Source organism: Burkholderia sp. BCC0506 (assembly GCF_902833145.1).
In the GTDB taxonomy this organism is placed as follows: domain Bacteria; phylum Pseudomonadota; class Gammaproteobacteria; order Burkholderiales; family Burkholderiaceae; genus Burkholderia.
In genome coordinates this window covers 182084-208864 of record NZ_CADFEN010000004.1, presented here as the reverse complement: position 1 = coordinate 208864, position 26781 = coordinate 182084, and the positions used below count along the sequence as shown (strand labels likewise).

The following is a 26781-nucleotide window of genomic DNA, read 5'->3' as shown; positions in this document are numbered from 1 at the left end:
GCGGCCGGGCGGCTGTCCGGCCGCATGTTGTCACGGCACCTGCTGTATGATGCGCGGCGTCTCGTCCGCCGGTCCGTTTTCCGTCATGTCCCTTTCGCTCCTTCCGTGTGCCACGATCTGGCTCGCGTTGTTCGTGGCCGCCGCATTCGCGTGGCATCGTCCGCTGCACGGCCTGAGCATCGGCCTCGCCGCGCTCGGCTATGCGGGCGCGCTGGCGTTCGGCCAGCTTGCGCCGATCACGCTGGCGCCGCTCGCGCTGCTGGTCGCGGCCGGCTGGGGCGTGCTGCCCGGGCGCCCGCTCGCGATGCGCATCGCCGCGCACCTCGTCTTTGCCGCGCTCGCGATCGCGCTGAGCCTGCACCTGATTCCCGGCTTCCACAATCCGCGCGTGATCGGGCCGACCCGCTTCACGCCGGACGCCGTCCCGTTCACGATGTACCTGAATTTCGACAAGCCGCTCGTCGGCCTGTGGCTGCTGTGGACGCTGCCGTGGGTCGCCCCCGACGTCGCGCCGTCGCGCGCGCTGCGCACCGGCGTCGTGGCGGCCGTCGCAACGGCCGGCGCGTGCCTGGCCGGCGCGCTCGCGTTCGGGATGGTCGGCTGGGCGCCCAAATGGCCGCCGTCCGGCTGGTTGTGGCTCGTGAACAACCTGTTGCTGGTGACGCTTGCCGAGGAAGCGCTGTTCCGCGGCTACGTGCAAGGCGGGTTGACCCGCGTGTTCGGCGCCCGCTCGTGGGGCCCGTGGGTCGCGCTCGCGGCCGGCGCGGTCCTGTTCGGCGCCGCGCACGCGGCGGGCGGCTGGCAATGGATCGTGCTCGGCACGGTGGCCGGCGTCGGCTATGGCCTCGCGTGGCGGCGCGGCGGGCTGCTCGCCGCCGCGCTCGCGCACGCGGGGCTGAACGTCGTCCACTTCGGCCTGTTCACCTACCCGATGCTCGCCGCCGCGCGCTGACGGCGGCGCCGGCGCCGCCCGCGCCGCCGCTCAGTTGAACCCGGCCACCGCGTGCGGCACGTACGGGCGTTCGAGCGTGGCGATTTCGTCGTCGGTCAGCTTCAGCGCGAGCGCGCCGAGCGCATCGTCCAGTTGCTGCGGCTTCGAAATACCGACGATCGGCGCGGTCACGCCGCGCTTTTGCGCCACCCACGCCAGCGCGACCTGCGCCCGCGGCACGTTGCGTGCGGCGGCGATCGCGGCGACGGCCTCGACGACCGCCTTGTCGGAGTCGATCGTCGCGTCGTACAGCCGCTGGCCGACTTCGTCCTTCTGCTGCCGTTCCGACGTTTCGTCCCAGTTGCGCGTCAGGCGTCCGCGCGCGAGCGGGCTCCACGGAATCACCGCGATGCCTTCGTCCGCGCACAGCGGCAGCATTTCGCGCTCTTCTTCCCGATACAGCAGGTTCAGGTGATTCTGCATGCTGACGAAGCGCGTCCAGCCGTTCTGCCTCGACGTGTGCAGCGCCTTCGCGAACTGCCACGCGAACATCGACGATGCGCCGATATAGCGCGCCTTGCCGGCCTTCACGACGTCGTGCAGCGCCTCGAGCGTCTCCTCGATCGGCGTGCCGTCATCCCAGCGGTGAATCTGGTAGAGGTCGACGTAGTCGGTGCCGAGCCGCTTCAGGCTCTGGTCGATGTCGGTCATGATCGCCTTGCGCGACAGGCCGGCGCCGTTCGGCCCCGGCCGCATCCGGTAGAACACCTTGGTCGCGATCACGACGTCGTCGCGTTTCGTGAAATCGCGCAGCGCGCGGCCGACGATTTCCTCGGACGTGCCGTCCGAATACATGTTCGCGGTGTCGAAGAAGTTGATGCCGGCCTCGACCGCCCGCTGGATGATCGGGCGGCTTTCCGCCTCCGGCAGCGTCCACGGATGCGTGCCGCGAAACGGCTCGCCGAAGGTCATGCAGCCCAGCACCAGTTTCGACACGTCCAGCCCGGTCGACCCGAATTTCACGTATTCCATTGCACGCCTCGCCACTCAAGTTGGGATTGCGGCCGGATGCGCCGCGCATCCGCCAGACGTCGCATGGTATCCCGCAAGCCGCGAACGCGTATGACCGCGCGCCGCGTACAGGCTGCATGAAAGGTTGAGCCGGGGCGTCCCGATTACTTGACCTGGTCGGCGAGCGGCTGCAGAAACGCGGAGAAACCGGTCAGCATGATCTGCACGCCGATGCACAGCAGCAGGAACGCCGACACGCGCTTCGCGACCTTGGTCCCTTCGCTGCCGAGGTAGCGCGCGAGCAGCGCGGAACGGCTGTACACCTGCCAGATCACGACCGCGACGAGCACGGACACGGCGATCGACACGATGCTCGACAGCATGAATTCCGACAGCTTGTGCGTGCGGTTCGCGTTCAGCGCGATCGCGGTCGCGATCGAACCGGGGCCGACCGTCAGCGGCACCGTCAACGGGAAGAATGCGCGCGTCATGATCGCGTTCGCGTCGATCGGCTTCACCGGCGTATCGCCGCCGCCGGGTCCGTCGGGTTCGTTCAGCATCTGCCAGCCGGCCACGGCAACCGCGAAGCCGCCGCCGATCCGCAGCGCTTCCATCGAGATCCCGAAGAAATGCAGCACCGGCGTGCCGGCGAAGAACGCGACCATCAGGACGACGAACGCGTTGAACGCGACCTTCCTCGCGAGCAGATCCCGTTCGTGCGCGGTGAGCGCCTCGGTCCGTTCGAGAAACAGGAACGCGATGCCGATCGGGTTGATGATGCCGATCAGGCCGGTAAAGCCGAACAGGATCTCGGAGACAAGGCGGTTGACGATCATCGTGCGAAGCATCGGTCGGGACGGGGCCGGCAGCGCCGGGGGTCACGCATTGTAGTGCAAGCGCTCGTGCCCGAGACGCAAAATGCGGCCGGCCCTGTGTCGCCGTCGATCGGCGCCGTGCCGCCTTATTCGGCGCCCGCCTCCCACGCCGGCGGACGCTTCGCGAAGAAGGCCGCGAAGCCTTCCTTCGCTTCCGGCGTCGCCCGCACGCGGGAAATCGTCTGCGCGGTAAACGCCGCGCGTTCGTCCGACGGCGGATACTCGCCGATCGCGTCGAAAAAGCGCTTGATCTCCATCAGCGCGTGCGGGCCGTTGCGGCCCAGTTCCGCGAGCGTCCGCTCGAGCGCGTCGTCGAGCGCATCGAGCGGCACGGCCTGGTGGATCAGGCCGATCGCGACGGCTTCGGCGGCCGCGAGCTGCGTCGCGGTCAGCGCGAGCCGGCGCGCCTGGCGCTGGCCGACCGCCTCGACCAGATACGGGCCGATCACGGCCGGCAGGATCCCGAAGCGCGCCTCGCTGACCGAAAAGCGCGCGTGGTCGCTCGCGATCACGATGTCGCACGCCGCGCACAGGCCCACGCCGCCGCCGAACGCGTGGCCCTGCACGCGCGCGACCGTCGGTTTCGGGCATTGCCGGATCGCGCGCATCATCGCGGCGAACCGCTCCGCATCGCGCAGGTTCGCGGCCGCGTCGTTCGCGCTCGCGCGCTGCATCCACTGCAGGTCGGCGCCCGCGCAGAACGCACGGCCGTCCGAACGCAGCACGATCGCACGCACGTCGTCGCGGCGGCCGAGCGTCGTGAACGTGTCGGTCAGCTCGGCGATCATCGTCTCGTCGAACGCGTTCAGCACGTCGCCGCGCTGCAGCGCGACGGTCGCGATGCCGCGCGCATCGACCGTGACGGCCAGGGTCTTCAATCCATCCATCGAACAGGTTTCCTCGGTTAGAACGCCAGCTATCGAAATCAGGCGGCCTGGCGGCGATCGATCACGCGGCGCGCCTTGCCGGTCGCGGTCGCGGGGATGCCGCCGGCCGCCAGCACCGTCACGCCGGACGACACGCCGACCATCGTCTTGATCCGGTGCTGCAGCTCGCGCGCGAGGGCCGCGCGGTCGCCGTCGGTGACCGACGCCGCCGCCTCGGAACGCAGTTCGACCGCGAGGTCGAGCCGGTCCATGTGACCGTCGCGCGACAGCGTGATCTGGAACTGGCCCGACAGCTGCGGCAGCGCGACGACGATTTCCTCGATCTGGCTCGGGAACACGTTCACGCCGCGCACGATCAGCATGTCGTCGGAGCGGCCCGTGATCTTCGCGAGCCGGCGCATCGCGCGCGCGGTCGGCGGCAGCAGCGCGGTGAGGTCGCGCGTGCGGTAGCGGATCACCGGCATCGCCTCCTTCGTCAGCGACGTGAACACCAGCTCGCCCCGGCTGCCGTCGGGCAGCACTTCGCCGGTGACGGGATCGATGATCTCCGGGTAGAAATGGTCTTCCCAGATCACCGGGCCGTCCTTCGTCTCGACGCATTCGCACGCGACGCCCGGGCCCATCACTTCCGACAGCCCGTAGATGTCGAGCGCGTCGATGCCCGCGCGCGTCTCGACTTCGTCGCGCAGCGCCTGCGTCCACGGCTCGGCGCCGAAGATGCCGATCTTCAGCGACGATTCGGCCGGATCCATGCCCTGCCGCACCATCTCGTCGATCAGGTTCAGCATGTACGACGGCGTGACGAGGATGATCTTCGGCTCGAAATCGCGGATCAATTGCACCTGCTTCTCGGTCTGCCCGCCGGACATCGGCACGACCATGCAGCCCAGTCGCTCCGCACCGTAGTGAATCCCGAGGCCGCCGGTGAACAGGCCGTAGCCGAACGCGTTGTGCAGCGTATCGCCCGGGCGGCCGCCGGCCGCGCGGATCGAGCGCGCGGTCACGTTCGCCCACGTATCGATGTCGCGCGCCGTGTAGCCGACCACGGTCGGCTTGCCGGTCGTGCCGCTCGATGCATGCACGCGCACGACCTGCTCGCGCGGCACCGCGAAGAGGCCGAACGGATAGTTGTCGCGCAGGTCGCTCTTGGTCGAGAACGGGAATTTCGCGAGATCGGCAAGCGACTTCAGGTCGTCCGGATGCACGCCCGCCGCATCGAACGTGCGCCGATAGTGCGGGACGTTGTCGTACGCGTGGCGCAGCGACCACTTGAGGCGTTCGAGCTGCAGCGCCTGCAGTTCGTCGCGGCTGGCGGTCTCGATCGGTTCGAGGGCGGCGGCGGGATGCGTCGGGTGAGTCATCGGGGGCTCCTCCAATGGCGTGATGTCGTTGTCGTGTTCGAAGGACGGCGCCGCGGCTACGACCGGAACGTGCGGCCGGCCGCATGCAGCGCGGCGAGCCGCGGCGACACGCGATAGCGGTCCTCGCCGTAGCTCGCCGCCAGGTTCGACAGCACGCGATGCACGCGGCCGAGGCCGATCGCATCGGCCCACGCGAGCGGGCCGCACGGATAGTTCACGCCCTTCTCCATCGCGAGATCGAGATCGGCCGGCGAGCACACGCCCTGGTTGACCGTGTCGGCCGCTTCGTTCGCGAGCATCGCGACGGTGCGCATCGCGACCATCCCCGGCACGTCAGCCACGCCGACGACGCGAAAGCCTGCCTGCTGGAACAGGCCGACCGCATCCGCGTACGCCGCGTCGCTGCACTGGAGCGCGCGGGTCAGCGCGACGAGGCCGGCCTGCGCGTAATCGCGCGCGAGATCGACGAGCACGAGATCCGCGACGCCCGTTTGCGCGGCGCGCGCGGTGGCCGTCCGGCCGTCGGTCAGCGCGATCGATGCGCGGCCGGCCACGGCGAGCCGATCGTCCGGATGCGTGTCGTGGCGCCGCGCGCCTTCGATACGTTCGGCGAAGCGTGCGAGCAGCGCGGCGGCCGGACCGTCCTGCGCGAACAGCACGACGTCGGCCGGCGCGGCGCACGGCGGTTCGAGATCGGGCGCGGGCGGCGTCGCGCCGTCCGCATACGAATAGAAACCGCGCCCCGACTTGCGCCCGAGGAACCCCGCGTTCACGAGTTCCTGCTGGATCAGCGACGGCGTGTAGCGCGGGTCGTTGAAGTACGCGCGGAACACCGATTCGGTGACCGCGAAGTTCACGTCGTGGCCGATCAGGTCCATCAGCTCGAACGGCCCCATCCGGAACCCGCCGGCTTCGCGCATCACCGCGTCGATCGAAGCCGGCGCGCCGCCCTGCTCGTTCAGCACGCGCAGCGCCTCCGCGTAATACGGCCGCGCGACGCGGTTCACGATGAAGCCCGGCGTCGATTTCGCCATCACCGGCTGCTTGCCCCACGCGGCGGCGGTCGCATGCAGCATCCGGGCGACCTCGGGCGCGGTCGCGAGCCCGCTGACCACCTCGACGAGCGCCATCAGCGGCGCCGGATTGAAGAAATGCAGGCCGGCGACGCGCTGCGGCACACGCAGCCCGGCCGCGATCGACGTGATCGAGATCGACGACGTGTTGGTCGCCAGCACGCACGTGTCGTCGACATGCCGTTCGAGGGTCGCGAAAATTTCGCGCTTCACGTCGAGCCGTTCGGCCGCCGCCTCGACGACAAGCGCGGCGCCCGCGCAATCGGCCAGCGCGCGCACCGCACGGATCCGGTTGCCGGCAGCGTCGGCCTGCGCCGATTCGAGCCGGCCCTTCTCCGCCAGCCGCGCGAACTGTGCGCGGATGCCGGCCAGCGCCTTGTCGCAGGCCGCTTCGTTCAGGTCGTACAGCAGCACCGTATGGCCGGCCGCCGCCGCGACCTGTGCAATGCCCGCACCCATCGCGCCGGCGCCGATCACGCCGACGACGGCCGACGGCGCCAGCGCGCCCGAGTTCACCGAATGTGCAGAAGAAACAGCCATCGCTTGCGATCCGTCATGAAGTGGAAGTGCGAGCGATTATAAACCGACCGGTCGGTAGATTTATGTCAGGGCGAGCCCGTATGCGTCACGCAAGACGCCATGACGGCAACTGCAACGACAAAAAAATCGAAAGATCGGGGCACTTTTTGCAAACCGAAAGGTCAATGTAAGCGCTCGAATATGAGATAGTGACCCCCGAACGCCTGATAAAATTCGACAAATCGCCGGATTCCAGGGGGAACGCGTGTCGCGCCGTCACCGCCGTTCATCGCTCCCTTCCGGGGTCGAATCGAGCCTCCGGCCTGCACGCCGCACATGCGTGCGTCTCGCCGTCCGCGGGCAACCGCATCGAATCGTTTCATCCCGCGACGGGCCTCGGCCCGCCCCGCCCCTCGCCGCCTCGCGGCAGCGAACCCCGGGCAGCGCCATTGCGCGCGGCCCCCTTCGGTTTCATCGTCCTTGTTCGGCAGATAGTACGGCCGGGCTTCGTCAATCCGTGACGGCGCGCCGCGCGCCGCCACCACCATAAGGAAACCCTCCATGCCGCTCTCGTCCAACCAGCTCCCGCGCTGGACCCTCTGGGCCCCGCTTGCCGCCTGCCTGGTACTCGCGCTGTCGCGCGTCGTACCGGCCGAAGGCCTCGTCATCGCGGTGTTCGCCGCCGCGCTCGCCGGCGCCGTGTTTGCCGCCGTCCACCATGCGGAAGTCGTCGCGCACCGGGTCGGCGAACCGTTCGGCACGCTGGTGCTCGCGGTCGCCGTGACCGTCATCGAAGTCGCGCTGATCGTATCGGTGATGCTCGGCGCGGGCCCCGAGAAATCGGGCCTGGCCCGCGACACCGTGTACGCCGCCGTGATGATCATCTGTAACGGCATCGTCGGCATCTGCCTGCTGGTCGGCGCGTGGAAGCACGGCGAACAGGATTTCCAGGGGCGCGGCGCGAGCAAGGCGCTCGCGGTGCTCGCGTCGCTGTCGGTGCTGTCGCTCGTGATGCCGAACTACCTGAACGCCGCACCGGGCCCGTTCTTCTCGAAATCGCAACTCGCGTTCGCCGGCGTCGCGTCGCTCGTGCTGTACGGCGCGTTCGTGTTCGTGCAGACCGTGCGCCACCGCGACTACTTCCTCGCCGAGCACGACAGCGCGAACGAAGCGGTGCACGCGGCCGCACCGAGCAACCGCACCGCGGTCATCAGCATGGTGCTGCTGTTCGCGAGCCTCGTCGCGGTCGTGCTGCTCGCGAAGCTGCTGTCGCCGGCGGTCGAGCACGCGGTGCTGAAGCTGGGCGCGCCCGAAGCCGCGGTCGGTATCGTGATCGCCGCGCTCGTGCTGCTGCCGGAAGGGCTGGCGGCCGTCACCGCCGCGCGTGCGAACCGGCTGCAGACCAGCATGAACCTCGCGCTCGGTTCGGCGCTCGCGAGCATCGGGCTCACGATTCCGACCGTCGCCGCCGTGTTCATCTGGGTCGGCCAGCCGCTCACGCTCGGGATCGGCGCGATGGAAACGGTCCTGCTGGCGCTCACGCTGCTGGTCAGCACGCTCACGCTGAGCCAGGGCCGCACGACAGTGCTGCACGGCGTCGTGCACGTCGCGCTGTTCGCCGCTTACCTGTTCCTGTCGATCACCCACTGACGTCCTGCTGCGCGCGGCGGTTTCGCGCCGCGCGTCCGCGTGGTACCCACCGGGCGCAGCCGCGTTGTCGACCGGAATCGCGCGGGCAATCGCCTCGTCGCCCGCATCAGACGACAGAGTTTTTCCGAGTTTCCCGAGCGCGCGACAACCCTTCGGGCGAGCAGGCGCCGCTAGACGCCCACGTCGTCCGTGCTCTGGGTCAGAAAACGCTCGACCATCGCGTTGAACACCGGCAGCGCGGGATTGTCGTTGTCCGCTCGCCACGCGAGATACAGCTCGGCCGCCACATTGACGCCCGCCAGCGGCCGGAACACCACGCCGTCGACATGCAGCTCGCGCGCCGACGCGGGCACCAGCGCCGCGCCGAGCCCCGCTCGCACGAGGCCGAGGATCGTATGCGTCTGGCCGACGTAGTGCAGGTAGTTCGGCAGCCGCCCGGCGCTCGCGAACATTCCCGAAATCATGTCGTGGAAATACTTGCCCTCGTTCGGCGAATACGCGATGAACGGCTGCCGGTCGAGCTCGTCGGGGCCGATCTGCTCGTAGGCCGCGAGCGGCGCGCCCGCCGCGACCGCAACGAGCATCGGTTCGCGCTGCACGAGCCGGTATTCGAGCGGCTGGCGCGCGGCGCGCTGGCGCACGAAACCCGCATCGAGCATCCGCGATGCGAGCGCGTCGATCTGCACGGTCGACACCATCTCGCGCAATTCGACGTCGACGTCCGGCAACGCATGCGCCGCGTGCGCGAGCAGCACCGGAATCATCCGGTACGCACTGACGGCCGTGAAGCCGAGCGTGATGCGCCCGGCCCGGCCGTGCGCGACGCGCTGCGCGGCCTGCTCGGCGCGCGCGGAGAATTCGAGGATGTGCCGCGCGTCGCGCAGGAAGCGTTCGCCGGCCGCGGTCAGGCTGACCTGCCGGCTGCTGCGCGCGAGCAGCGCGATGCCGAGCGCGTGCTCGAGCAACTGGATTTGCCGGCTGAGCGGCGGCTGGGTCATGAAGAGCCGTCTGGCCGCACGACCGAAATGCAGTTCTTCGGCCACGGCGACGAAGCAGCGAAGCTGGTGCAGTTCAATCATTCAATGCTTGAATCGATCGATAGTCCGTCGAGGTTAGGCTGATATCGATACGATTTCCATACTCGGTTCCACCTGATCGCTTCGAGCGGATCCGCATCGCGCCGCCGGCCGATGAACGCCGCGGCGACACGCATGCGCGGTCACGCGCGCCGGCGGCCGCCCGGCATCTGCTCGGTCGTCAGCCGGTCGAGCTCGCGCAGATCGTTCTCCAGCGCGGGCGTGAGCGTCGTGCGCAGGTGATCGAGGAAGGTGCGGATCTTTGCATCGAGATAACGGCGCGTCGCATAGACGGCATAGACACTCACCGTCTGCAGCCGGTACTCGGGCAGCACGCGGATCAGGCGCCCTTCGCGGATGTCGTCGAGCACCGTATACAGCGCCACGCACGCGATCCCGCGGCCGGCACGCACCGCGACGCACAGCGCGTCCGGCACGTTGACCTGGAACGGCGCCGGCTGCAGCTCGTAGACGGTTTCCTCGCCGTCGCTGCGCTCGAGCCGCCATTCGCCGGCCGGCGACGCGGGCGTATCGAGGCGCAGGCATACGTGATTCGGCAGCTCGTCGGGCGTCTGCGGCGTGCCATGCCGCGCCAGATATTCGCGCGAGGCGACGAGCACGCTGCAGCTCGTGCCGCACGTCTGCGCGACATAGCCCGAATCGGGCAACTGCGACGCCGTCACGATCGATACGTCGTAGCCCTCTTCGACCAGATTCGGCATCCGCTGCGCCAGCGTCAGGTCGACCGACACGTCGGGGTTGTCCTCCTGGTAACGGACGATCGACGACACGACATGACTCTGCCCGAGCCCCGTCATCGCATGAATGCGCATCTTGCCGCTCGGCCGCAGCAGCGCGTTGCGCGCCTCCGCATTCGCGTAGTCGAGTTCCGCGAGGATCGATTTCGCGCGCTCGAAATAGCGCTCGCCGCTTTCGGTCAGGCCGAGGTGACGGGTCGTGCGATGCAGCAGGCGCGTCTGTACGTGGGCTTCGAGGTTCGAGACCGCGCGCGAGACCTGCGCGGTGGTCGCGTCGATTTCCTTCGCGACCGCGGTAAAACTGCCGGCTTCGACGACGCGCACGAACAGGCGCATGTTTTCGAGCATGTCCATTGAATTGGCTTGGGGAGAGTCAGTGGGGAGGCGTTGGCGGCGCTCGCGTCAGAGGGATAACGGAACACCGTCGCGAACCACGTCGAATCGATCACCGTGCCGGGGAGAAGGCGGGAGAGCGGGCATCGCGTACGGGGTTCTGGGATGACGGGGGAATCGAGTGCGCCGAATTGTACGCTGCTGCAGACAAATTTGCGCGGTTACGCGTACGCAAGCTCCCACACAATGAAAGGATTCTGCAAGATTGGCGCGTCGCGCGCGTGCAACGGCCTGATGCAGCGCGGCAATTTATATCACAACACGATATACTTCGATGCTCGTCGCCGCGCCTTCGCGCTGTCATTTTTACCGCTTACCGTTCCATGTCGTCAGGCTCCTCACCGTCGCGCCGCACGTTGCGGCAATGGCTGCACAGCTTCATTCCCCATCCGATGACGCTCGGCTGGCGCGAGCGCCTGCGCTCGTGCGCCGGCGCGCTCGTGGGCATTGCGACGGTCGGCGCCACGATGCGGCTGCTGCCCGGCGTGCCGGGCCTCGTGCCGCTGCTCGTCGCGCCGATGGGCGCGTCGGCCGTGTTGCTGTTCGCGGTACCGGCGAGCCCGCTCGCGCAGCCCTGGTCGATCATCGGCGGCAATCTCGTCGCGGCGACGGTCGGCGTCGCGTGCGCGCAATGGATCGCCGATCCGATCACGGCCGCCGCGGTCGCGATCGCGTGCGCGATCGGCGGCATGTTCGCGCTGCGCTGCGTGCACCCGCCGTCGGGCGCCGTCGCGCTCACGGCGGTGGTCGGCGGCCCGGCGATCCACTCGCTCGGCTTCGGTTTCGTCCTGCAGCCGATCGCGCTGCAATCGGCGATCCTGCTGTCGGCCGCACTCGTCTATCACGCGCTGACCGGGCACCGCTACCCGCACGGCGGCGTGCGCCCCGAAGCGAAACCGCAGGCCGGCGGCGCCGCACCGGCGCGCGGCGGCTTCACGCGCGCCGACCTCGACGCGGTGCTGAAGCGCCGCAGCGAATGGCTCGACGTCGATCCGGACGATCTCGAAACGCTGTTGCGCGAAACCGAAATGCAGGCTTATACGCGCACGTTCGGCCAGTTGAAGTGCGCCGACCTGATGACGAAGCATGCGATCGAGGTGGCGCCGTCGACGTCGGTCACGGCCGCGCTCGCGCTGCTCGAGCGCCACCGCGTGAAGGCGTTGCCGGTGGTCGACGGCGAAGGCCGGCTCGTCGGCATCGTCACGCGCGCCGACCTCACGTGCCCGTTGCGCCGCCCGGCCCCGCTGTGGCAGCGCCTGTGCGCGCGGCTGCCGCAATCGTTCGGCGGCCAGCCCGCGAGCGTCGCCTCCGTGATGACGCGCGACGTCGCGTCGGTGCCGGAAACGATGCCGATCACGGCGCTCGTGCCGCTGTTCACGCATTCGGGCCATCACCATATTCCGGTCGTCGATGCGTCGCGCCGGCTCGTCGGCATCATTACGCAGACGGATCTCGTCACGGGCCTTTATCAGCAGACCCAAATGCTCGAGGCCGCGTAGCGCCGCGCACGACGTCATCGTCTGCTGAGGAAAAATACAGCTATTTCTCGATATTTCGGCCATTTATATCACGTCGTGATATATTTTCATCACCGTAACCGATTGCCCGACCGCCCCGATGACCGATACCCGACGCGCACTGACGAAAAGCGATTTCCAGCAGTTGTCCGAATTCCGCTACCAGATGCGCCGCTTCGAGCGCTTCTCCGAACGCGCCGCGCAAAGCGAAGGCGTGACGCCGCTGCAATACCTGCTGCTGCTGCACATCAAGGGCTATCCGCATCGCGAATGGGCAACCATCGGCGAGCTCGCCGAACGCCTGCAGGCGCAGCACCACGGCGTGGTGGCGCTGGTGACGCGCTGCGAAGCGCTCGGGCTCGTGAGGCGCAAGCCGAGCGAAGCCGACCGCCGCCAGGTCGAAGTCCACCTCGAGCCGGCCGGCGAAACGCTGCTCGCCCGCCTCGCGGCCATGCATCGTGCCGAGCTGAAGTCGCTCAAGGGCACGTTCCAGGTTCCCCAGATCGATTACTGACCCTTGCCACTCCGATGAACGCCCCACACAAACGCGATTTCTCGATCAACGAGCGCCTGCCCAGGATCGCGCTGCTTGCCGCCGGAATCGGCCTGCTCAGCACGCTTGCCGCATTCGTGCTGTTGAGCCTGATCCACCTGTTCACGAACCTGTTCTTCTTCCGGCAGTTCTCGTTCGCCGACCATTCTCCCGCGAACAACACGCTGGGCGCATGGGTGATCGCCGTCCCGGTGATCGGCGGGCTGATCGTCGGCTTGATGGCGCGTTTCGGTTCGGAGAAGATCCGCGGCCACGGCATTCCGGAAGCGATCGAGGCGATCCTGTTCGGCAAGAGCCGCATGTCGCCGAAGGTCGCGATCCTCAAGCCGCTGTCGTCCGGCGTCGTGATCGGCAGCGGCGGCCCGTTCGGCGCCGAAGGCCCGATCATCATGACGGGCGGCGCGCTCGGCTCGCTGATCGCGCAATGCGTGCACGTGACCGCCGCCGAGCGCAAGACGCTGCTCGTCGCCGGGGCGGCCGCCGGCATGACGGCCGTGTTCGGCACGCCGGTGGCCGCCGTGCTGCTCGCGGTCGAACTGCTGCTGTTCGAATGGCGTCCGCGCAGTTTCCTGCCTGTCGCGCTCGCGTGCGCGGTGGCAGGCTTCGCACGCGCGGTGTTCTTCGGCGTCGATCCGCTGTTTCCGCTGACGACCGCCGCGCCGACGCCCGTCGCACTGCTGTCGTGCATCGTCGCGGGCCTGCTGTCGGGCATGCTCGCGTGCGGCCTGTCGGCGGCGCTCTATCGCGTCGAAGACACCTTCGCGAAGCTGCCCGTGCACTGGATGTGGTGGCCCGCGCTCGGCGCGATCGTGATCGGCATCGGCGGCTGGCTCGAGCCGCGCGCGCTCGGCGTCGGCTACGACGTGATCGGCGACCTGCTGCACCAGCACATCGCGCTGAAGATCGCACTCGCACTGCTGATCGTGAAGGCCGTGATGTGGGTGATCGCGCTCGGCTCGGGCACGTCGGGCGGGGTGCTCGCCCCGCTGCTGATGCTCGGCGCCGGCCTCGGCACCGTGCTGTCGCCGGTGCTGCCCGGCGGCGATCCGGCGCTATGGCCGCTCGTGTGCATGGCCGCCACGCTCGGCGCAACCCTCGGCGCACCGCTCACCGCGATCGTGTTCGCGTTCGGCCTCACGCACGACGCCAACGCGCTGCTGCCGCTGCTCGCGGCGACGCTCGTCGCGCATGGCTTCGCGACCATCGTGATGAAGCGCTCGATCATGACGGAGAAGATCGCGCGCCGTGGCTACCACATCTATCGCGAATACGGCGTCGATCCGCTCGAGCGGCACGATGTCGGCGAAGTGATGACGTCGGCCGATCGGCTCGTCGCGATCGACGGTGCCGCAACGCTCGATACCGTCGAGACGCAATACTTCGGCGCGAAGCAGACGCACCGCGCTTACCCGGTCGTGCAGAACGGCCGCCTGCTCGGCCTCGTCGATCGCGCGACGCTCGATGCGCACCGCGCGCAGGCCGGCGCCAACGCGCCGATCGCGGCCGCATTCGCCGGCCGCGCACCGGCCGTCGCGCTGGCGCACGAAACCTGCCGCGTCGTCGCGTCGCGCCTCGCGATGCTCGGCCTCGAACGCCTGCCGGTGGTCGCCGACGAGCAATCGCTGCGCATCACGGGCCTCGTGTCGCGCAGCGACCTGATCAAGCCGGCGCTCCAGCACTTCGACGACGAACACAAGCGCGAGCGCTTCCGTCCGGTCGTCCCGGTCAATCTGCGCGACATCGGTTCGCGCAAGGCCGGCTGACACGGCCCGCGTGCGGGGCATGCCGTCGCGCACCGCCTCGCCGCCGCACCCCACGCCACGATGCCGCGCGCCCGTTGCGCGCGCAGCTCGCCCCGTCGCGTTCCTCCGTTTAAAGTTGGTTAACAATTCCGCGGAGGAAAGTTTGTCATCATGGTGCTCATGCGACGGGGCCATCCATAGCCATTCCACTTCGCCATCGAATAAAGAGTCGCGGCGCGGCATGCGTATACATGCCGCCCGTCGCGACCGCCACCCCACCACACCACGATCGGGCAGCGCACCGACCGCGGCACGCATGACGTCGCGTCGTACGCGACACATGGCGCGCTGCAACAACATGCGCAGCATCCGAGCCGTCGTTTGGCAAGCGCGTTAACAACTTGTTTCGGAATGACCGGAACCGTGCATGCGCGATGCGATCTCACTTGCACGCAGCACTGCTGCGCATCCCACTCAATCAATCACGACTCGAGGGAGATAACGTGAACGTGAAATACTTACCGCTCATCGCATTGACCGTGGCAATTTCTGCTCATGCAGCCGATCCTGCCGTGCAGAACGTGGGACAAAGCCAGAAAGCGGCTCCCGACGTCTCGGCGTGCATCGCCAAGACCTGGGCCGACAAGTCGCAACAACAGGTGATTTCGCAGAACGTGCTGGCCAACGGCCTCGCGACCGACGTGTACGTACCGGGCCAGCAGCCGCCGAACGGCGCCGCCGCGATGGTTCGCCCGTCGTGGAAGCCGGATGCGAAGACGTGGGTCGGCGTGCGCGGCGACGCCGCGGCCGCCGGCGACATCAGCGCCTGCCTGTAACGATGTAACGAGAACAGGCGCGCCGGATGGCATTGCGCCATCCATTTGCGACGAGCCCCGCTTCGGCGGGGCTTTTTCTTTGCCGCGCGCGGCGCGCAGGGCTTACAGGTAGCTGCAGACGTAGTCGAGCGTCTCGAGCACTTCGATGTCGAAGCGGCTCTTGCCCGGCACCGAGAACGATTCGCCGGCGCCGTAGGTCTGCCATTCGCTGCTGCCGTCGAGCTTCACGCGGCACTTGCCGGCCTGCACTTCCATCAATTCGGGCGCATCCGTGCCGAAGTTGAGCGCGCACGGCAGGATCACGCCGAGCGTCTTGCGCGTGCCGTCCGGGGAGAGCACGGTATGCGACACGCACTTGCCGTCGAAATAGACGTTCGCGCGCTTGACGACCGATACGTTGTCGAATTGGGTTGCACTGGTCATGGATGCCTCTGATTGCTGGATGCCGGATGGCGATGAAGTTGGAAGCCGGCCGAAGCGACGGGCCGGCCGCTATGATACCGGCTCGCGCGACGTGCGCCGAAATGGTACGCGGACCAGCACATGCCGGCGGTTGGTCGTCAGGATCGCTACGCAATCCGTGCGGGGCGTGCGCTCACCGCAATCCCTTGCGTCGCGCGGAATCGCGCAGGCAATCGAGCAGCATCGCCGCGGCAGGCGTCAGCGGGCTGTCGCGGCGCGTGACGACCTGCACCGATACGCCCGGCAAGCGCTCGCGGATCGGCAGCACCGCGAGCTGGTCGCGCGCCCCCTCGCCCTGCAGCAATTGCTCGGGCATCGATGCGATCAGGTCGCAACCGGTCATCAGGCTGTGCGCGAGACCGAAGCTCGGGCATTCGACCACGCGCGCCGGCACCGGCAGCCCGTATGCGACGAACGAGTTGAACAGCACCTGCGTGGAGCTTTCCGGCGACGGATTCATCAGCCAGTCGGCCTCGACGAGATCGGCGAGCGACGTGGCCGACGCGAGCGGATGGCCTTTGCGCGCGACGATCAGCGAGCGGCTCGCGTAGAGCTCCGCATGATCGAACTCGGCCGCCAGCAGCTCGGGGACGACGACGGCCACCGCGAAATCGAGCGAACCGTCGTGCAGGCGCGGCAGCGCGACGCCCGGAAACCCTTCGACCAGATTGACGCGCGCCACCGGAAAGCGGCGCCGGAACGCACGAAACGCGTCGGGCAGAATCGTCACGGCCGCCGCGGGCGTGATCGCCGCCGAGACGGAACCCGTCATCGCGCCCTGCGCCTGCTCGATGTCGTCGCGGGCGCGCTGCATTTCGGCGACGATCAGCCGCGCGCGCACCTGCAGTCGCTGGCCGAACGCGGTGAGCTGCACGCCGCGCGCGGTGCGCACGACGAGCGATACGCCGAGCGCGATCTCCAGCTCCTTGACGGCCTTCGTCAGCGCGGCCGGCGACACGTTCAGGCGCCGCGCCGCCGCGCGAATGCTGCCTTCCTCCGCGGCGGTGACGAACGCTTTCAGCTGATGGTATTTCATGGCGGCAATGCGTGACCCGTGGAAACCCAGTGCGCCGCGCGGCGCAGTGGCTCAGGGTATTCCCGAGCGGCAACCGACGGTGTGCACCAAAGCAATTTAGCAGCTTCTGGTACCCAAAAGAAATTTATATGCTTGGCCGTCATATGCACGTCAAACGCTCCACCTGCCCCACAGGAGACCCCATGCTGCAAGCCGTGAACCCCGTCATCCCCGGCATCGCCGCGATCGCCCCCGAGCTTGTCCAGGTGCGCCGCCGCATCCACGCCCATCCCGAACTCGCATTCGAGGAGACGCTCACGAGCGATCTCGTTGCCGAGCTGCTCACCGGCTGGGGCTACGACGTGCATCGCGGCATCGGCAAGACGGGCGTGGTCGGCGTGCTGCGCGAAGGGCAAGGCACGCGCACGGTCGGGCTGCGCGCCGACATGGATGCGCTGCCGCTCGCGGAAACCACCAGCCTGCCGTACGCAAGCCGCCATGCGAACAAGATGCATGCGTGTGGCCATGACGGCCACACCGCGATGCTGCTGTGCGCGGCGCGCCACCTGGCGGCGACGCGCCGGTTTTCCGGCACGCTGAACCTGATCTTCCAGCCGGCCGAGGAGAACTTCGGCGGTGCGAAGGCGATGATGGACGACGGCCTGTTCGACCGTTTCCCGTGCGACGCGATCTTCGCGATCCACAACATGCCGGGCCGCGCGGCCGGCGACATGGCGTTCCGCACCGGCGCCGCGATGGCGTCCGCCGACCGCGTGACGATCACGCTGCGCGGTGTCGGCGGCCACGGCGCGATGCCGCATTTCGCGCGCGATCCGATGTCGGCCGTGGGCAGCATCATGGTCGCACTGCAGACCATCGTCGCGCGCGAGGTCGATGCGCAACAGGCGGCCGTGATCACGGTCGGCAGCGTGCAGGCCGGCGAGACGTTCAACATCATTCCCGAAACCGTCGTGATGAAGTTGTCGGTGCGTGCGCTGAACGCCGACGTGCGCGCCCTGCTCGCGCGCCGTATCGAAGCGCTCGCGAAGGGCCAGGCGGAAAGTTTCGGCGTCACCGCGGAAGTCGACTACGACTATGGCTATCCGGTGCTCGTCAATCACGCGGAACCGACCGCGTTCGCGGCCGACATCGCACGCCAGATGCTCGGCGCCGAGCGCGTCGAAACCGACGCCGCGCCGCTGATGGGCAGCGAGGATTTCGCGTTCATGCTCGAAGCACGCCCCGGCTGCTACGCGTTCATCGGCAACGGGATCGGCAGCAAGGGCGGCTGCATGGTGCACAACCCCGGTTACGACTTCAACGACGACATCCTCGCGATCGGCGCGAGTTACTGGGTTCGCGTCGCCGAAGCCTGGCTCGCGGCCTGACGGCCCTTCACCACGCAGTTTCGCGCTAACCGGGGGAACCCCATGGAAACGTCCGCCCTTCCGTTCGCCGGCACGCCGGTCGACGCCCGCGCCGCCGCGAAGAAACGCCGGCTGATCGCGGCCGCCGCCGTCGGCAACGCGCTCGAATTCTACGACTTCACGGTCTACAGCTTCTTCGCGATCCTGATCGGCAAGCTGTTCTTTCCGGTGCATTCGTCGTTCGGACAATTGATGCTCGCGGTCGCGAGCTTCGGCGTCGGCTTCGTCACGCGTCCGCTCGGCGGGCTCGTGATCGGCATGTATGCGGACCGCGCCGGCCGCAAGAAGGCGATGATCCTCACGCTGCTGCTGATGGCGCTCGGCACCGCGACGATCGCGGTCGCACCGACCTTCGCCCAGATCGGCATCGCCGCGCCGCTGCTGCTCGTGCTCGCGCGGCTGCTGCAGGGTTTTGCGTCGGGCGGCGAAGTCGGCGCATCAACGACGCTGCTGCTCGAACAGGCGCCGCAGCATCGGCGCGGTTTTTATGCGTCGTTCCAGTTCTCGAGCCAGGGGCTCGCCGCGCTCGCGGGCGCGCTGACCGGCGTTGCGCTGACGTCGACGCTGACCGCCGCGCAACTCGAAAGCTGGGGCTGGCGCGTGCCGTTCATCATCGGCACGCTGTTCGTGCCGCTCGGCTACTGGCTGCGCCGCACCGTCGAGGAAGTGCCCGCCGCCGCACCGGCCGCCGCGCACGACGAGCCGGTCGCATCGCTGCCGCTCGCCGACGTGCTGCGCCATCACGGCAAGGCCGTGTTCGCGGGCCTCGGCGTGACGATCGGCGGCACGTCGATCCACTACATCATCGTGTTCTACATGGCGATCTACGGTGTGCAGGTGCTGCACCTGCCGACGTGGCTGTCGATGACGGCCGGTTGCGTCGCCGGCGCGATCCTGATGCTCGTGACGCCGATCGGCGGCCTGCTGTCCGACGTGTTCGGCCGCAACCGGATCGTCTGGTGGACGCGCATCGCGCTGATGGCCGCGATCTATCCGGCGTTCATCGCGCTGAACCGCTGGCCGGGCGCCGCGTCGCTGCTGTCGATCATCGCCGCGCTGTCGATCGTGCACGCGATCAACATCGGGGCCACCGGCGCGATGCTCGGCGAGTTGTTTCCGCGGGCGGTGCGTGCGACGGGCGGTGCGCTGGTGTATAGCGTGGGCGTCGCGATCTTCGGCGGCTTCGCGCAGTTCTTCGTCACGTGGCTGATCGCGGCGACCGGGAATCCTAATGCGCCTGCGTGGTATGCGATCGGGTGTGGTGCGATGACGCTGCTTGCGATTCGGTGCATGGACGAGAAGGCCGGGAAGGCGCTGGATTGAGCGGTGGCCGGTGTGCGGCGCGCGAAGCGTCATTGACGTCGCGCGCGCATCGGGCATCATTGATCAATACACGACGCCACGATCACCCTTTCGACAACCACGCGCACGACCGCCTTCGGCGGGCCCGTGCGGCGGGTGCGCGCAAGATCGTAGCGTCACGGATTCCCCCAGGCCCCGCCGATTCCGGACGGTCCCTTTGCGTTTCCGTCCATACCGGTCACTCTGGAGAACGCGATGTCCGATCCGCTATCTTCAACGCGCACTGTTCATCAGCGACATGCATGCCGGGATGCTTCATGGTCCCGAACGTCCATACGAAGAGAAATGCGCGCTCGCTGACATTCCCCTACTGATCCTGTCCCGCGTCGGTGGCTGCCGTCCCGACCTTATCTCGACGAGCCGCCCCTCGAAGTTCACACTGCGAAACATATTCCCGCCGTCGTGCAGTTGCCGTAACCGCATCAGACTCATCTTTTGGCGTCGGACTATTAGGCTGCAGGAACTCGGAGAATGAAGATTCGACTACGATGACCGTTGGACAATACGACGCACGTCGTGACCTGCAGAGGCCTTACGACGTTGGATATGCACGACAAGCTGCGCGGCTACTATGAACAGGAACTGACGAAGCTGGAGAATCAGTTCGCAACCTTCTCCAACGAGTATCCACGAATTGCCGCCGGCCTGCGCTTTACAGGCGGACAGACGGACGACCCACACGTCCAGCGGATGATGCAGGCGTTCGCGTTGCTTGCAGCCGAAATCCGGGCCAACCTGGACGACGGCGCACCGAAGTTCACGGAAGCGTTGCTTCATGTCTTGCATCCGCACTATTTGCGACCGTTCCCTTCATGTTCGATCGCTCGCTTCGATCCGGTCAAGGAATTACCGGACAAGCCGACCGTCTTGCCGCGTGGCATGGAACTCACGTCGCGCGGCGGGGAAGTTCGCTTTCGAACCGCTTATGACGTAACGCTTGCGCCGCTCAACATCGCAAACGCTCGATTCTCGCGCAGCACCGTCGCACCGGCACAAGTCACCTTGCCGCCGAACATAACCAGCTTCATTTCCATCACGATTGAGTCGACGGTAGCCACCTCGCCTCTCGGCGCGATTTCGCCCGACACGCTGCGCGTTCATTTCGCTGGAGAACGCCAGACGGTCGTCGCGCTGCTGGATACGGTCCTGCTGCGCGTCCGGGGCGCATATGTGGAAGCGGACGACAGCGGGCGGTGGATGCCAGTTGCGGGGATACCGGTCACACCGGTCGGGTTCGGCCCGGTCGATATGCTGTTGCCACCGTCACAAAATTCGCCGCTGGTTCAACCGCTGCTGGAATACGTCGGATTTCCGGACAAGTTCGACTTCGTCGACATTCAATTACGCCGATGTCTTGAACCCGTTCAAATGAACCGCGCACGTCGCGTAACACTACATCTGGCGATTGGAGGCGTACACGCCGATTCGCGCATCGCGCAAGCGTTCACGCCACTCTCGGCGGACAACATCGGACTGTTCTGTACGCCAATCGTGAACCTGTTCAAGCATATGGGCGTCAAGTCATCGCGCGGCGAAATCGTTGCCGATTATCCCGTCGTGCCAAAGCCGAGCCGGCCAGACATTCGCGGTATCTATTCGGTCGATGCAGTTCGCGATCCGTCAGACGGGACCGCTATTCCGCCGCTGAATGCATGGGGCGTCGGGGCCGACGAACGGTTCTGGATCACGCGTCACGATCCCTACGCGGCAATCCATCATCCCGGACGTGAAACGTCGCTCGTACTGCTACGCGCGGATGGGACAGCGGTGGCGAAAACGCCGCTGCAATTGAGTGCCGACCTCACCTGCACGAATCGCGACTGGCCTTCGCGGATGCGGATCGGCTCCCTAACGGGTGATCTGAAAAACGAAAGCGATCAGGTTCCTTGCAGGATTACGCTGCTGAAACAACCGACGCTGACTTATAGCGCGTCCCGTGAGTCGGAAGCGCAGTGGCGCGTGCTCGCGCTGACGACGGCCAACGTGACGCAATTGACACGTGAGGCGTGGCCTGATTTCGTGAAGCTCATGCGCCAGCTTGCGCCAAGCGATCGACGCGCCGAACACGTCGGGGCGATTTCGTTCGTCAAGAGAAACGTTGTTGAGCGACTACTGGCGATCAAGCCGCATTCGGCCCTTGTGAGAGGCTTCGAAATCGTGATGGCCGCGGATGAGAGCGCGTTCATTGAAAACAGTATCGGCGTGTTGATCCTTCAACTCGACCTTTACCTGTCGCGGTATGCGCCCGCCAACAGCTTTACGCAGCTCGTCGTGCTGTCGAAGAACGACGGCTCCTTGATCGTGCGGTGCCCGATGCGGCCGGGCACCGCGCCGCTGTTGTAGCGTTACACGAGGCTCGAAATCAGGTGACAGCCGCACGTAGCGCGATGGCCGTGCCGCGCAATCGGGATGCCGTTGTCCTTCATCGATTCGTCGCCTTCCTCGATGATGTTCGGCGACACGTCGGGATGCTGCGGACACGATACGCGGTCGCCTTTGCGGGCAACATAGCGGCCATCGAATTTCATCGATGAAGAGCCCGTTTCGACTTTGCCGCCGTGGTCGGTGTCATCACCGATTCGAATCAAATTGATCATCTGTCGAGGTGTTCAGGCCAAGTGAAGGACAAAGTCACCAGTTTTTAAAGAAATTAAGTCTGGCCGTGCAAGTGTTGCGCTCTTCATGTAACCTTGCGGCGACCATCTTGCAATTCAGATCCACATATTTAATCCAACTTGGATTGTTTCCGTCGGGTGTGTTTTTTATCAACTTCGATATTACCTTGGTGGCATCCCCGTTTTCGTAAAGATTCGCCATAACGGATAGTGATCGCCTGAAATCATCCATACCGATAGACGATTCTAAGTAGCGAATTTCATTTGTTCGCACCTCTGTCGCCGACGTCAAACAAGTCCATTTGTCGATAGATGCCTCCGCCCCTGGAGAAACGGCATCAAAAGCTGCATCACAATACTTCTCTTTATATGTGATCCACGCCCTTTGAGTTGCGATAATATTTTTCCTCTCCAGAGGAGTAGCCTTTCTTATAAATTCATTGTAGCCTCCATTCAATATTCTGTCCGCGGCTTCGTAATTTTTTTGCGTGCAGTTGATTAACCCTGCGTTATCTTGAACATTGCAGACCACTCTAGAAAAGGCTGCACCAGAAATAAGCATCAGCACAAAAAAAGCAACATTCTTCGTCACGATCCATCCCTAGCACTCAAAAATCGCACCCTTCTCAAACAGAACTACCCCAACCATTTTAATAGACCACCGCAATCAACCCAGATACATTTCTCCAATTTCGACTCATGCCATCAAGCTGAATAAGTTGCCCCTTCATTACTTCGAGAATACAGGCAGCATCTCTATCGCATAAATTTCGTTTCGCAAGCCACTCTCTTTGTTTGTGGATCGTATCGTCCACAGCATCCCCGGCTGACTTTTTGCTTGATTACCCGTGAAAATGATGCGACCGCCCATCAGCGCACACTTGTTGACCTGTTTCGACCGTGCCACCGTGGTCGACGGCAACAATTCCAATCGGACTAGTCACCTGGATTCCCCTTTAATACCACCCACATAACTCCATCTACTTTATATTTCCGATCTACTTGCATATAGCCAAATCTTCGCACTTGATCCATTTGAGAATAGCACCATGCCGCTTCGTAAAATATTTAACGAGATACCAAAGGCCATTTTCACTATTAAAATCCACCAACTGAACTTTATCACCCTTCAGCAAATACATCTTTGCCGAAGAAGAATCTGAATGGTCATCGTATAATCTTGCCTTATCCGCAACAACCGTCGTAGTTACCGGCATGCGCTTTGCATAGTCCCGCTGATTGGTAACAATTATTTTTTCAGAAATTTTCCCATCTACGTACACCGAACGGGAAACTTCGTCACATCCAACACATGCATCAGTTATTGCGATTTGATACCTTCCCTTTTTAAGCTTATAGATATCCTCATATTGCCTCGCATCAAGCCGATACGAGCTAATCAAGCTATCCCCCTCGACTCGAAAATTACATATATCTCGACCCGAAAATATCAAGACATAAAATCGGTTCGACGCACGGTCATATGAGAAAAATTTCGAACAACCATCGCCCCCACCACTCGTGGCAGCAATTTCCTTATTTCCATTCTTATAAATATCAACAACCGATAAATTCTCGTAACCATCATCAATAGCCTTTTTTAGATCGCCAGTCGGCTCAATGCTTTTGCACGTTGACAAACCGCTGCAGTCACGGATTTCCCCTGCTTTATTTATCGAGAGTCCATTGACAGTCTCGGCAGAAGCAACTGATAATGCGATCATCGCAATTGCAGAAATCAGGCCGAATTTGAGAAACACATCTCTTTTAAAAATTATCAAATCAACCCCCACTCTTTCTTGATTCGGCCAAAAAGCTCCTGACGCTCAGACAACCCATTATGCCCACCATTGACGGCCAGCGTAATTAATCTAACATTATTTTTCTCATGATCTACGATGATATTTATATCACCCTTGGCGTCATATTTTCCTGAAAGCGCCCCTTTGTGCCGCCAATACCAGCAAGATGCATCGATAGCGTTTTCCATATCGGTAGCAATAAGCTCAGGATTGTTTACAAAATCGACCCCTCTGTGGGCGGAGTATGCCGCATAGTTATTTTTCCACGTCAGCTGAATTATTCCCTTTCCCTTGTATTTCGGCCCATCTCCGAGATTAGTATTTCCATTCTTAATAGCATCTGGATGCACCCCGGGATTATATCCCTCGCCGGAGGCGAACTCTATTGTTGTCTCGAACCTAGCCGATTCATGGAAGCACTGTGCGAGAAAGTGGGCTTTATGATAACACCCAACAATGCCATATTCCTTCAATTTAGTATTGAGCAGTGAGACGAATTTATATTTGTCGTATTTATGTATATTCGGGTATTTTTCCGGAAACTCCTGCACAAAGGTTCTTGATCCGCCTTTCCCCGTAAACCAGTCTCCCGATTTTTCATAAACCTTTTCCAATAGCTCGACCGTAATTGCGCAGCACTCTGTGTCCGCAAAATTCCCGATCACCCCAATCGGATGGAAGTGCCAAGGCGAGAGGTCTGTAGGAAAGCCATCGACCCCCTTGATTTGTTCCCACCACTGAAGCTTGGCAAGGCGGTCAAGCTCCGTCTTCCACATCTCGGTCTGCTTCTGCATGAGCGGGTTGAGTTCCTCCCACTTGCCCAGACCACCGCCCCATTCGGTTTCATTGCGCACCACAAGATGCGAAACCGCTTCTGCCGTCCAACGCGTTTCCAGTGCGTGCTTCAGTTCCTGCGCCGTTACCTTCCCGTCTTGGTTCGTGTCGATCGCCCTTTCAAGTTTCGTGATGAGTTCGCCAGCGTTGACCTTCGCCGCTGTCCCCATGAACTCGTTACCATCCTCGTCCGCCAGATATTGTTCGGTCGTATGGATATGGCGTTTGAACATATCTGCAGGGCTGACGCTGCCGTTGTCTACCAATTCGAAACCCGGCCATTCACAAGGGCTACGAAACTGCACGCCGTGGTGGCCGGTATCGCACACCCAACCCTGTCGTGCGGAACCATCCTTCGAACCAATAGTAATGTTCCACCAATGATGCCCCTTGTCGTCGATCGCGACATTGTCCGCACCAAGTTTGTCGAGCTGAGTACGGAGAAGCACGTCCCGGAAGTCCGCTCCTGGCCCGCTCGCCTTGGAAACGTCCAGTGGAAAGTTCTGCCATCCCGCAACATTCGCCGTGCTGATCGTGTTCGCAAGACCGCTTTCAACCCACATCGGTTTCCCAACGTCTGCGAAGTTTTGCTTGGCCTTCTGCTGGCCTTTCGCAGGCACATTCGTCACGCTCTTCGGCTGCACCTTGACCCAACGTGAACCTTTCGCGTCGCCTACCGGCACGAGCTTCAATCCGGCCTGCGTCAGTTGCTGATCAGGCGCGGGAATTTCGCTGACCAGCTTGGCCCCCGGTTCGATTTCCAGAAGCGGTTTGTTTTTCTCGTTCAGTTCTTTCGCACGCGCGCGGCTTCGATCGATGAAGTCCTTCAGGTCCGGTCCCGCGAACACTTCGAGATGCAGCATCGGATAGTTCGGCTTCGGCGGTATCGGGCTCGCCTTCCTGGGCCATTGATACTGGCCGACATGCGCGACAACTTCGCCCGCCTTGACGCGCTGCGGCTCCTTCAGGATCACGACCGTATCAAGCGGCTTCGGATCGACAACGGCGTCCAGCTCCCCTTTGAACACGTAACTCCACTGTGCTTGAGGAGACACCGGCTTACCAACTTCGGCAGACAAAACCGTGCCCGATTTAATGGACTTGATCTTGATCCAGTCCGGGTGTGCAGAGTCACCTTCGCCCGCAATGATTTCGGTTCCTCTCGGCAACACGCCAATAATCTTGCTCTTTCCGTTCGGCAACTCTCGAATGTGCAAGCCTGTCTCCGGGGCCGGAGGAGTGGCATCTTGACCGCTATCTGCGGGCGGCGGTTCGTTCTGGTTCGTGTTGTTGATAGGCAGATTGTCGGCCCCATCGGTCCGTGTCGCGGGCGGTTGCACACGCGCTTTCGGCTTAGGAATGGCTTGCTTGTCCTTCGCCTTGTCGCCCACCCGATAGTACCGGTCGCCTTCCCAATATGACATTGGTGACGGAAGTGGCTGGTCTGGATGCCGGTCCGTTTTCGCTTGCCCCATCCCCTTTTGATAGGTTTCCCAATCCACCGTGTGCATGTACAGACTGAAGAACACGAGGGATTTGTCTTTGCTGTTGGACGACGGATTGTCGGCTGGTGCGGACGTCGGGGGCGCGGTATTAGTCGATGCAGGCGCGGGAGCCGATGCGGGGGCCGATGCCGAAGCCGGTTTCAGCGGCAATTTCAGCTCATGCCGAACCAGTACAAAGCCGGTCGAGTAGTGCGCCAGACCAACGTTGTTCGGATACGTCGTTTCCTCATATTTCGTGTTCAGCCGGTACGCCACGATTTTGCCGTCCGCAATCGCGCGCACGCCGCTGTCCTGCTTCAGCATTTCCGCGCTGCCTTCGGCGAAATGCACGCCACCGTGCCACATGCCGCTGACACCGAGTGGATAAAAGCCGTTTTCGCACTTGGCCAGCGCCCTGAAATAGGTCATCGGGTCGGCCGCGTCGTCCTTGCCTACCGGTGTGAAGGGGTAGGCCCAGTTCAGTGGTGTATCCGCCGGTTCGGCAGGTTTGGGGGTCGATTTTGGAGCGGCCGGTGGATGGTGTTTCTTTTTAGGCGTTGTCTTGCTCATGATTCCCGACTCGGATTCGGTTTCAGGT

At 64.3% G+C, this 26781-nt stretch carries 22 protein-coding genes; 9 read left to right on the top strand and 13 right to left on the bottom strand.

Features of this window, described 5'->3' with window-relative positions:
- The first annotated feature begins 85 nt into the window (after positions 1-85).
- A complete protein-coding gene (locus tag HWX62_RS10895) occupies positions 86-952 on the top strand; it encodes a CPBP family intramembrane glutamic endopeptidase (RefSeq protein ID WP_175928586.1) in 867 nt (288 codons plus the stop codon).
- A gap of 30 nt (positions 953-982) precedes the next feature.
- Here the strand turns inward: HWX62_RS10895 and HWX62_RS10890 are convergent, their stop codons facing one another.
- The 5 genes from HWX62_RS10890 to HWX62_RS10870 all read right to left on the bottom strand — a co-directional run bounded on the left by HWX62_RS10890 (position 983) and on the right by HWX62_RS10870 (position 6678).
- Entirely contained in the window at positions 983-1963 is a 981-nt protein-coding gene (locus tag HWX62_RS10890) for an aldo/keto reductase (protein WP_175928587.1), read from the bottom strand.
- Positions 1964-2106: 143 nt separating this feature from the next.
- Positions 2107-2778: a MarC family protein gene (locus HWX62_RS10885; protein ID WP_175928588.1), complete on the bottom strand. Its 672-nt coding sequence runs from the start codon at positions 2776-2778 to the stop codon at positions 2107-2109.
- A 125-nt stretch (positions 2779-2903) separates the two neighbouring features.
- On the bottom strand, positions 2904-3704 hold the full coding sequence (locus HWX62_RS10880; RefSeq protein ID WP_175928589.1) for an enoyl-CoA hydratase-related protein: 801 nt from the start codon (positions 3702-3704) through the stop codon (positions 2904-2906).
- A gap of 38 nt (positions 3705-3742) precedes the next feature.
- Entirely contained in the window at positions 3743-5065 is a 1323-nt protein-coding gene (gene paaK, locus HWX62_RS10875) for a phenylacetate--CoA ligase PaaK (RefSeq protein ID WP_175928590.1), read from the bottom strand.
- 56 nt (positions 5066-5121) lie between these two features.
- Positions 5122-6678 carry a 3-hydroxyacyl-CoA dehydrogenase gene (locus tag HWX62_RS10870; protein WP_175928591.1) on the bottom strand — a complete coding sequence of 519 codons (1557 nt, stop codon included), beginning with the start codon at positions 6676-6678 and terminating at the stop codon, positions 5122-5124.
- A 540-nt stretch (positions 6679-7218) separates the two neighbouring features.
- Here HWX62_RS10870 and HWX62_RS10860 point away from each other — a divergent pair.
- The gene (locus HWX62_RS10860) at positions 7219-8307 is read left to right on the top strand and encodes an ionic transporter y4hA (protein ID WP_175928592.1); all 1089 of its coding nucleotides are present in this window, start codon (positions 7219-7221) and stop codon (positions 8305-8307) included.
- Positions 8308-8477: 170 nt separating this feature from the next.
- On the opposite strand, the gene HWX62_RS10855 is transcribed toward HWX62_RS10860, so the two are convergent.
- Both HWX62_RS10855 and HWX62_RS10850 read right to left on the bottom strand, forming a co-directional pair.
- On the bottom strand, positions 8478-9386 hold the full coding sequence (locus HWX62_RS10855) for a LysR substrate-binding domain-containing protein (RefSeq protein WP_175928593.1): 909 nt from the start codon (positions 9384-9386) through the stop codon (positions 8478-8480).
- A 140-nt stretch (positions 9387-9526) separates the two neighbouring features.
- A complete protein-coding gene (locus tag HWX62_RS10850; protein ID WP_175928594.1) occupies positions 9527-10495 on the bottom strand; it encodes a LysR family transcriptional regulator in 969 nt (322 codons plus the stop codon).
- 362 nt (positions 10496-10857) lie between these two features.
- Between HWX62_RS10850 and HWX62_RS10845 the strand changes: the two genes are divergently transcribed.
- The 4 genes from HWX62_RS10845 (at position 10858) to HWX62_RS10830 (ending at position 15182) form a co-directional block, all read left to right on the top strand.
- Positions 10858-12033: an HPP family protein gene (locus tag HWX62_RS10845; RefSeq protein WP_175928595.1), complete on the top strand. Its 1176-nt coding sequence runs from the start codon at positions 10858-10860 to the stop codon at positions 12031-12033.
- Positions 12034-12151: 118 nt separating this feature from the next.
- On the top strand, positions 12152-12565 hold the full coding sequence (locus tag HWX62_RS10840; protein ID WP_175928596.1) for a helix-turn-helix domain-containing protein: 414 nt from the start codon (positions 12152-12154) through the stop codon (positions 12563-12565).
- A 14-nt stretch (positions 12566-12579) separates the two neighbouring features.
- Complete coding sequence (locus tag HWX62_RS10835) at positions 12580-14367, top strand: chloride channel protein (protein WP_175928597.1); 1788 nt, start codon at positions 12580-12582, stop codon at positions 14365-14367.
- A 482-nt stretch (positions 14368-14849) separates the two neighbouring features.
- Positions 14850-15182, top strand: coding sequence for a hypothetical protein (locus tag HWX62_RS10830; RefSeq protein WP_175928598.1), 333 nt, complete (start codon positions 14850-14852; stop codon positions 15180-15182).
- 102 nt (positions 15183-15284) lie between these two features.
- On the opposite strand, the gene HWX62_RS10825 is transcribed toward HWX62_RS10830, so the two are convergent.
- Positions 15285-15605 (bottom strand): pyrimidine/purine nucleoside phosphorylase, encoded by a 321-nt coding sequence (locus HWX62_RS10825; protein WP_175928599.1) that lies wholly within the window; start codon positions 15603-15605, stop codon positions 15285-15287.
- Between the two features lie 172 nt (positions 15606-15777).
- Positions 15778-16680, bottom strand: a complete 903-nt coding sequence (locus tag HWX62_RS10820; RefSeq protein ID WP_175928600.1) for a LysR substrate-binding domain-containing protein — start codon at positions 16678-16680, stop codon at positions 15778-15780.
- A gap of 182 nt (positions 16681-16862) precedes the next feature.
- Here HWX62_RS10820 and HWX62_RS10815 point away from each other — a divergent pair, with 182 nt between their 5' ends.
- The 3 genes from HWX62_RS10815 to tssF all read left to right on the top strand — a co-directional run bounded on the left by HWX62_RS10815 (position 16863) and on the right by tssF (position 21791).
- Positions 16863-18047 (top strand): M20 aminoacylase family protein, encoded by a 1185-nt coding sequence (locus tag HWX62_RS10815; protein WP_175928601.1) that lies wholly within the window; start codon positions 16863-16865, stop codon positions 18045-18047.
- Positions 18048-18089: 42 nt separating this feature from the next.
- Positions 18090-19409 carry an MFS transporter gene (locus tag HWX62_RS10810; protein ID WP_175928602.1) on the top strand — a complete coding sequence of 440 codons (1320 nt, stop codon included), beginning with the start codon at positions 18090-18092 and terminating at the stop codon, positions 19407-19409.
- A gap of 585 nt (positions 19410-19994) precedes the next feature.
- Complete coding sequence (gene tssF, locus HWX62_RS10805; protein ID WP_175928603.1) at positions 19995-21791, top strand: type VI secretion system baseplate subunit TssF; 1797 nt, start codon at positions 19995-19997, stop codon at positions 21789-21791.
- Between the two features lie 2 nt (positions 21792-21793).
- Here tssF and HWX62_RS10800 read toward each other — a convergent pair whose 3' ends face one another.
- From HWX62_RS10800 to HWX62_RS10785, 4 genes are all read right to left on the bottom strand, one after another.
- On the bottom strand, positions 21794-22045 hold the full coding sequence (locus HWX62_RS10800) for a PAAR domain-containing protein (RefSeq protein WP_175928604.1): 252 nt from the start codon (positions 22043-22045) through the stop codon (positions 21794-21796).
- 34 nt (positions 22046-22079) lie between these two features.
- A complete protein-coding gene (locus HWX62_RS10795) occupies positions 22080-22655 on the bottom strand; it encodes a lysozyme inhibitor LprI family protein (protein WP_175928605.1) in 576 nt (191 codons plus the stop codon).
- 406 nt (positions 22656-23061) lie between these two features.
- Complete coding sequence (locus tag HWX62_RS10790; protein WP_175928606.1) at positions 23062-23856, bottom strand: hypothetical protein; 795 nt, start codon at positions 23854-23856, stop codon at positions 23062-23064.
- Positions 23841-26753: a glycoside hydrolase family 19 protein gene (locus HWX62_RS10785; RefSeq protein ID WP_175928607.1), complete on the bottom strand. Its 2913-nt coding sequence runs from the start codon at positions 26751-26753 to the stop codon at positions 23841-23843. The genes HWX62_RS10790 and HWX62_RS10785 overlap by 16 nt, the downstream gene beginning before the upstream one ends.
- Positions 26754-26781 lie beyond the last annotated feature (28 nt).

Excerpts from the sequence above, each read along its gene's own strand:
- HWX62_RS10895 (WP_175928586.1), top strand. The coding sequence starts at position 86 with ATGTCCCTTTCGCTCCTTCCGTGTGCCACGATCTGGCTCGCGTTGTTC.
- HWX62_RS10890 (WP_175928587.1), bottom strand. The coding sequence starts at position 1,963 with ATGGAATACGTGAAATTCGGGTCGACCGGGCTGGACGTGTCGAAACTG.
- HWX62_RS10885 (WP_175928588.1), bottom strand. The coding sequence starts at position 2,778 with ATGATCGTCAACCGCCTTGTCTCCGAGATCCTGTTCGGCTTTACCGGC.
- HWX62_RS10880 (WP_175928589.1), bottom strand. The coding sequence starts at position 3,704 with ATGGATGGATTGAAGACCCTGGCCGTCACGGTCGATGCGCGCGGCATC.
- paaK (WP_175928590.1), bottom strand. The coding sequence starts at position 5,065 with ATGACTCACCCGACGCATCCCGCCGCCGCCCTCGAACCGATCGAGACC.
- HWX62_RS10870 (WP_175928591.1), bottom strand. The coding sequence starts at position 6,678 with ATGGCTGTTTCTTCTGCACATTCGGTGAACTCGGGCGCGCTGGCGCCG.
- HWX62_RS10860 (WP_175928592.1), top strand. The coding sequence starts at position 7,219 with ATGCCGCTCTCGTCCAACCAGCTCCCGCGCTGGACCCTCTGGGCCCCG.
- HWX62_RS10855 (WP_175928593.1), bottom strand. The coding sequence starts at position 9,386 with ATGATTGAACTGCACCAGCTTCGCTGCTTCGTCGCCGTGGCCGAAGAA.
- HWX62_RS10850 (WP_175928594.1), bottom strand. The coding sequence starts at position 10,495 with ATGGACATGCTCGAAAACATGCGCCTGTTCGTGCGCGTCGTCGAAGCC.
- HWX62_RS10845 (WP_175928595.1), top strand. The coding sequence starts at position 10,858 with ATGTCGTCAGGCTCCTCACCGTCGCGCCGCACGTTGCGGCAATGGCTG.
- HWX62_RS10840 (WP_175928596.1), top strand. The coding sequence starts at position 12,152 with ATGACCGATACCCGACGCGCACTGACGAAAAGCGATTTCCAGCAGTTG.
- HWX62_RS10835 (WP_175928597.1), top strand. The coding sequence starts at position 12,580 with ATGAACGCCCCACACAAACGCGATTTCTCGATCAACGAGCGCCTGCCC.
- HWX62_RS10825 (WP_175928599.1), bottom strand. The coding sequence starts at position 15,605 with ATGACCAGTGCAACCCAATTCGACAACGTATCGGTCGTCAAGCGCGCG.
- HWX62_RS10820 (WP_175928600.1), bottom strand. The coding sequence starts at position 16,680 with ATGAAATACCATCAGCTGAAAGCGTTCGTCACCGCCGCGGAGGAAGGC.
- HWX62_RS10815 (WP_175928601.1), top strand. The coding sequence starts at position 16,863 with ATGCTGCAAGCCGTGAACCCCGTCATCCCCGGCATCGCCGCGATCGCC.
- HWX62_RS10810 (WP_175928602.1), top strand. The coding sequence starts at position 18,090 with ATGGAAACGTCCGCCCTTCCGTTCGCCGGCACGCCGGTCGACGCCCGC.
- tssF (WP_175928603.1), top strand. The coding sequence starts at position 19,995 with ATGCACGACAAGCTGCGCGGCTACTATGAACAGGAACTGACGAAGCTG.
- HWX62_RS10800 (WP_175928604.1), bottom strand. The coding sequence starts at position 22,045 with ATGATCAATTTGATTCGAATCGGTGATGACACCGACCACGGCGGCAAA.
- HWX62_RS10785 (WP_175928607.1), bottom strand. The coding sequence starts at position 26,753 with ATGAGCAAGACAACGCCTAAAAAGAAACACCATCCACCGGCCGCTCCA.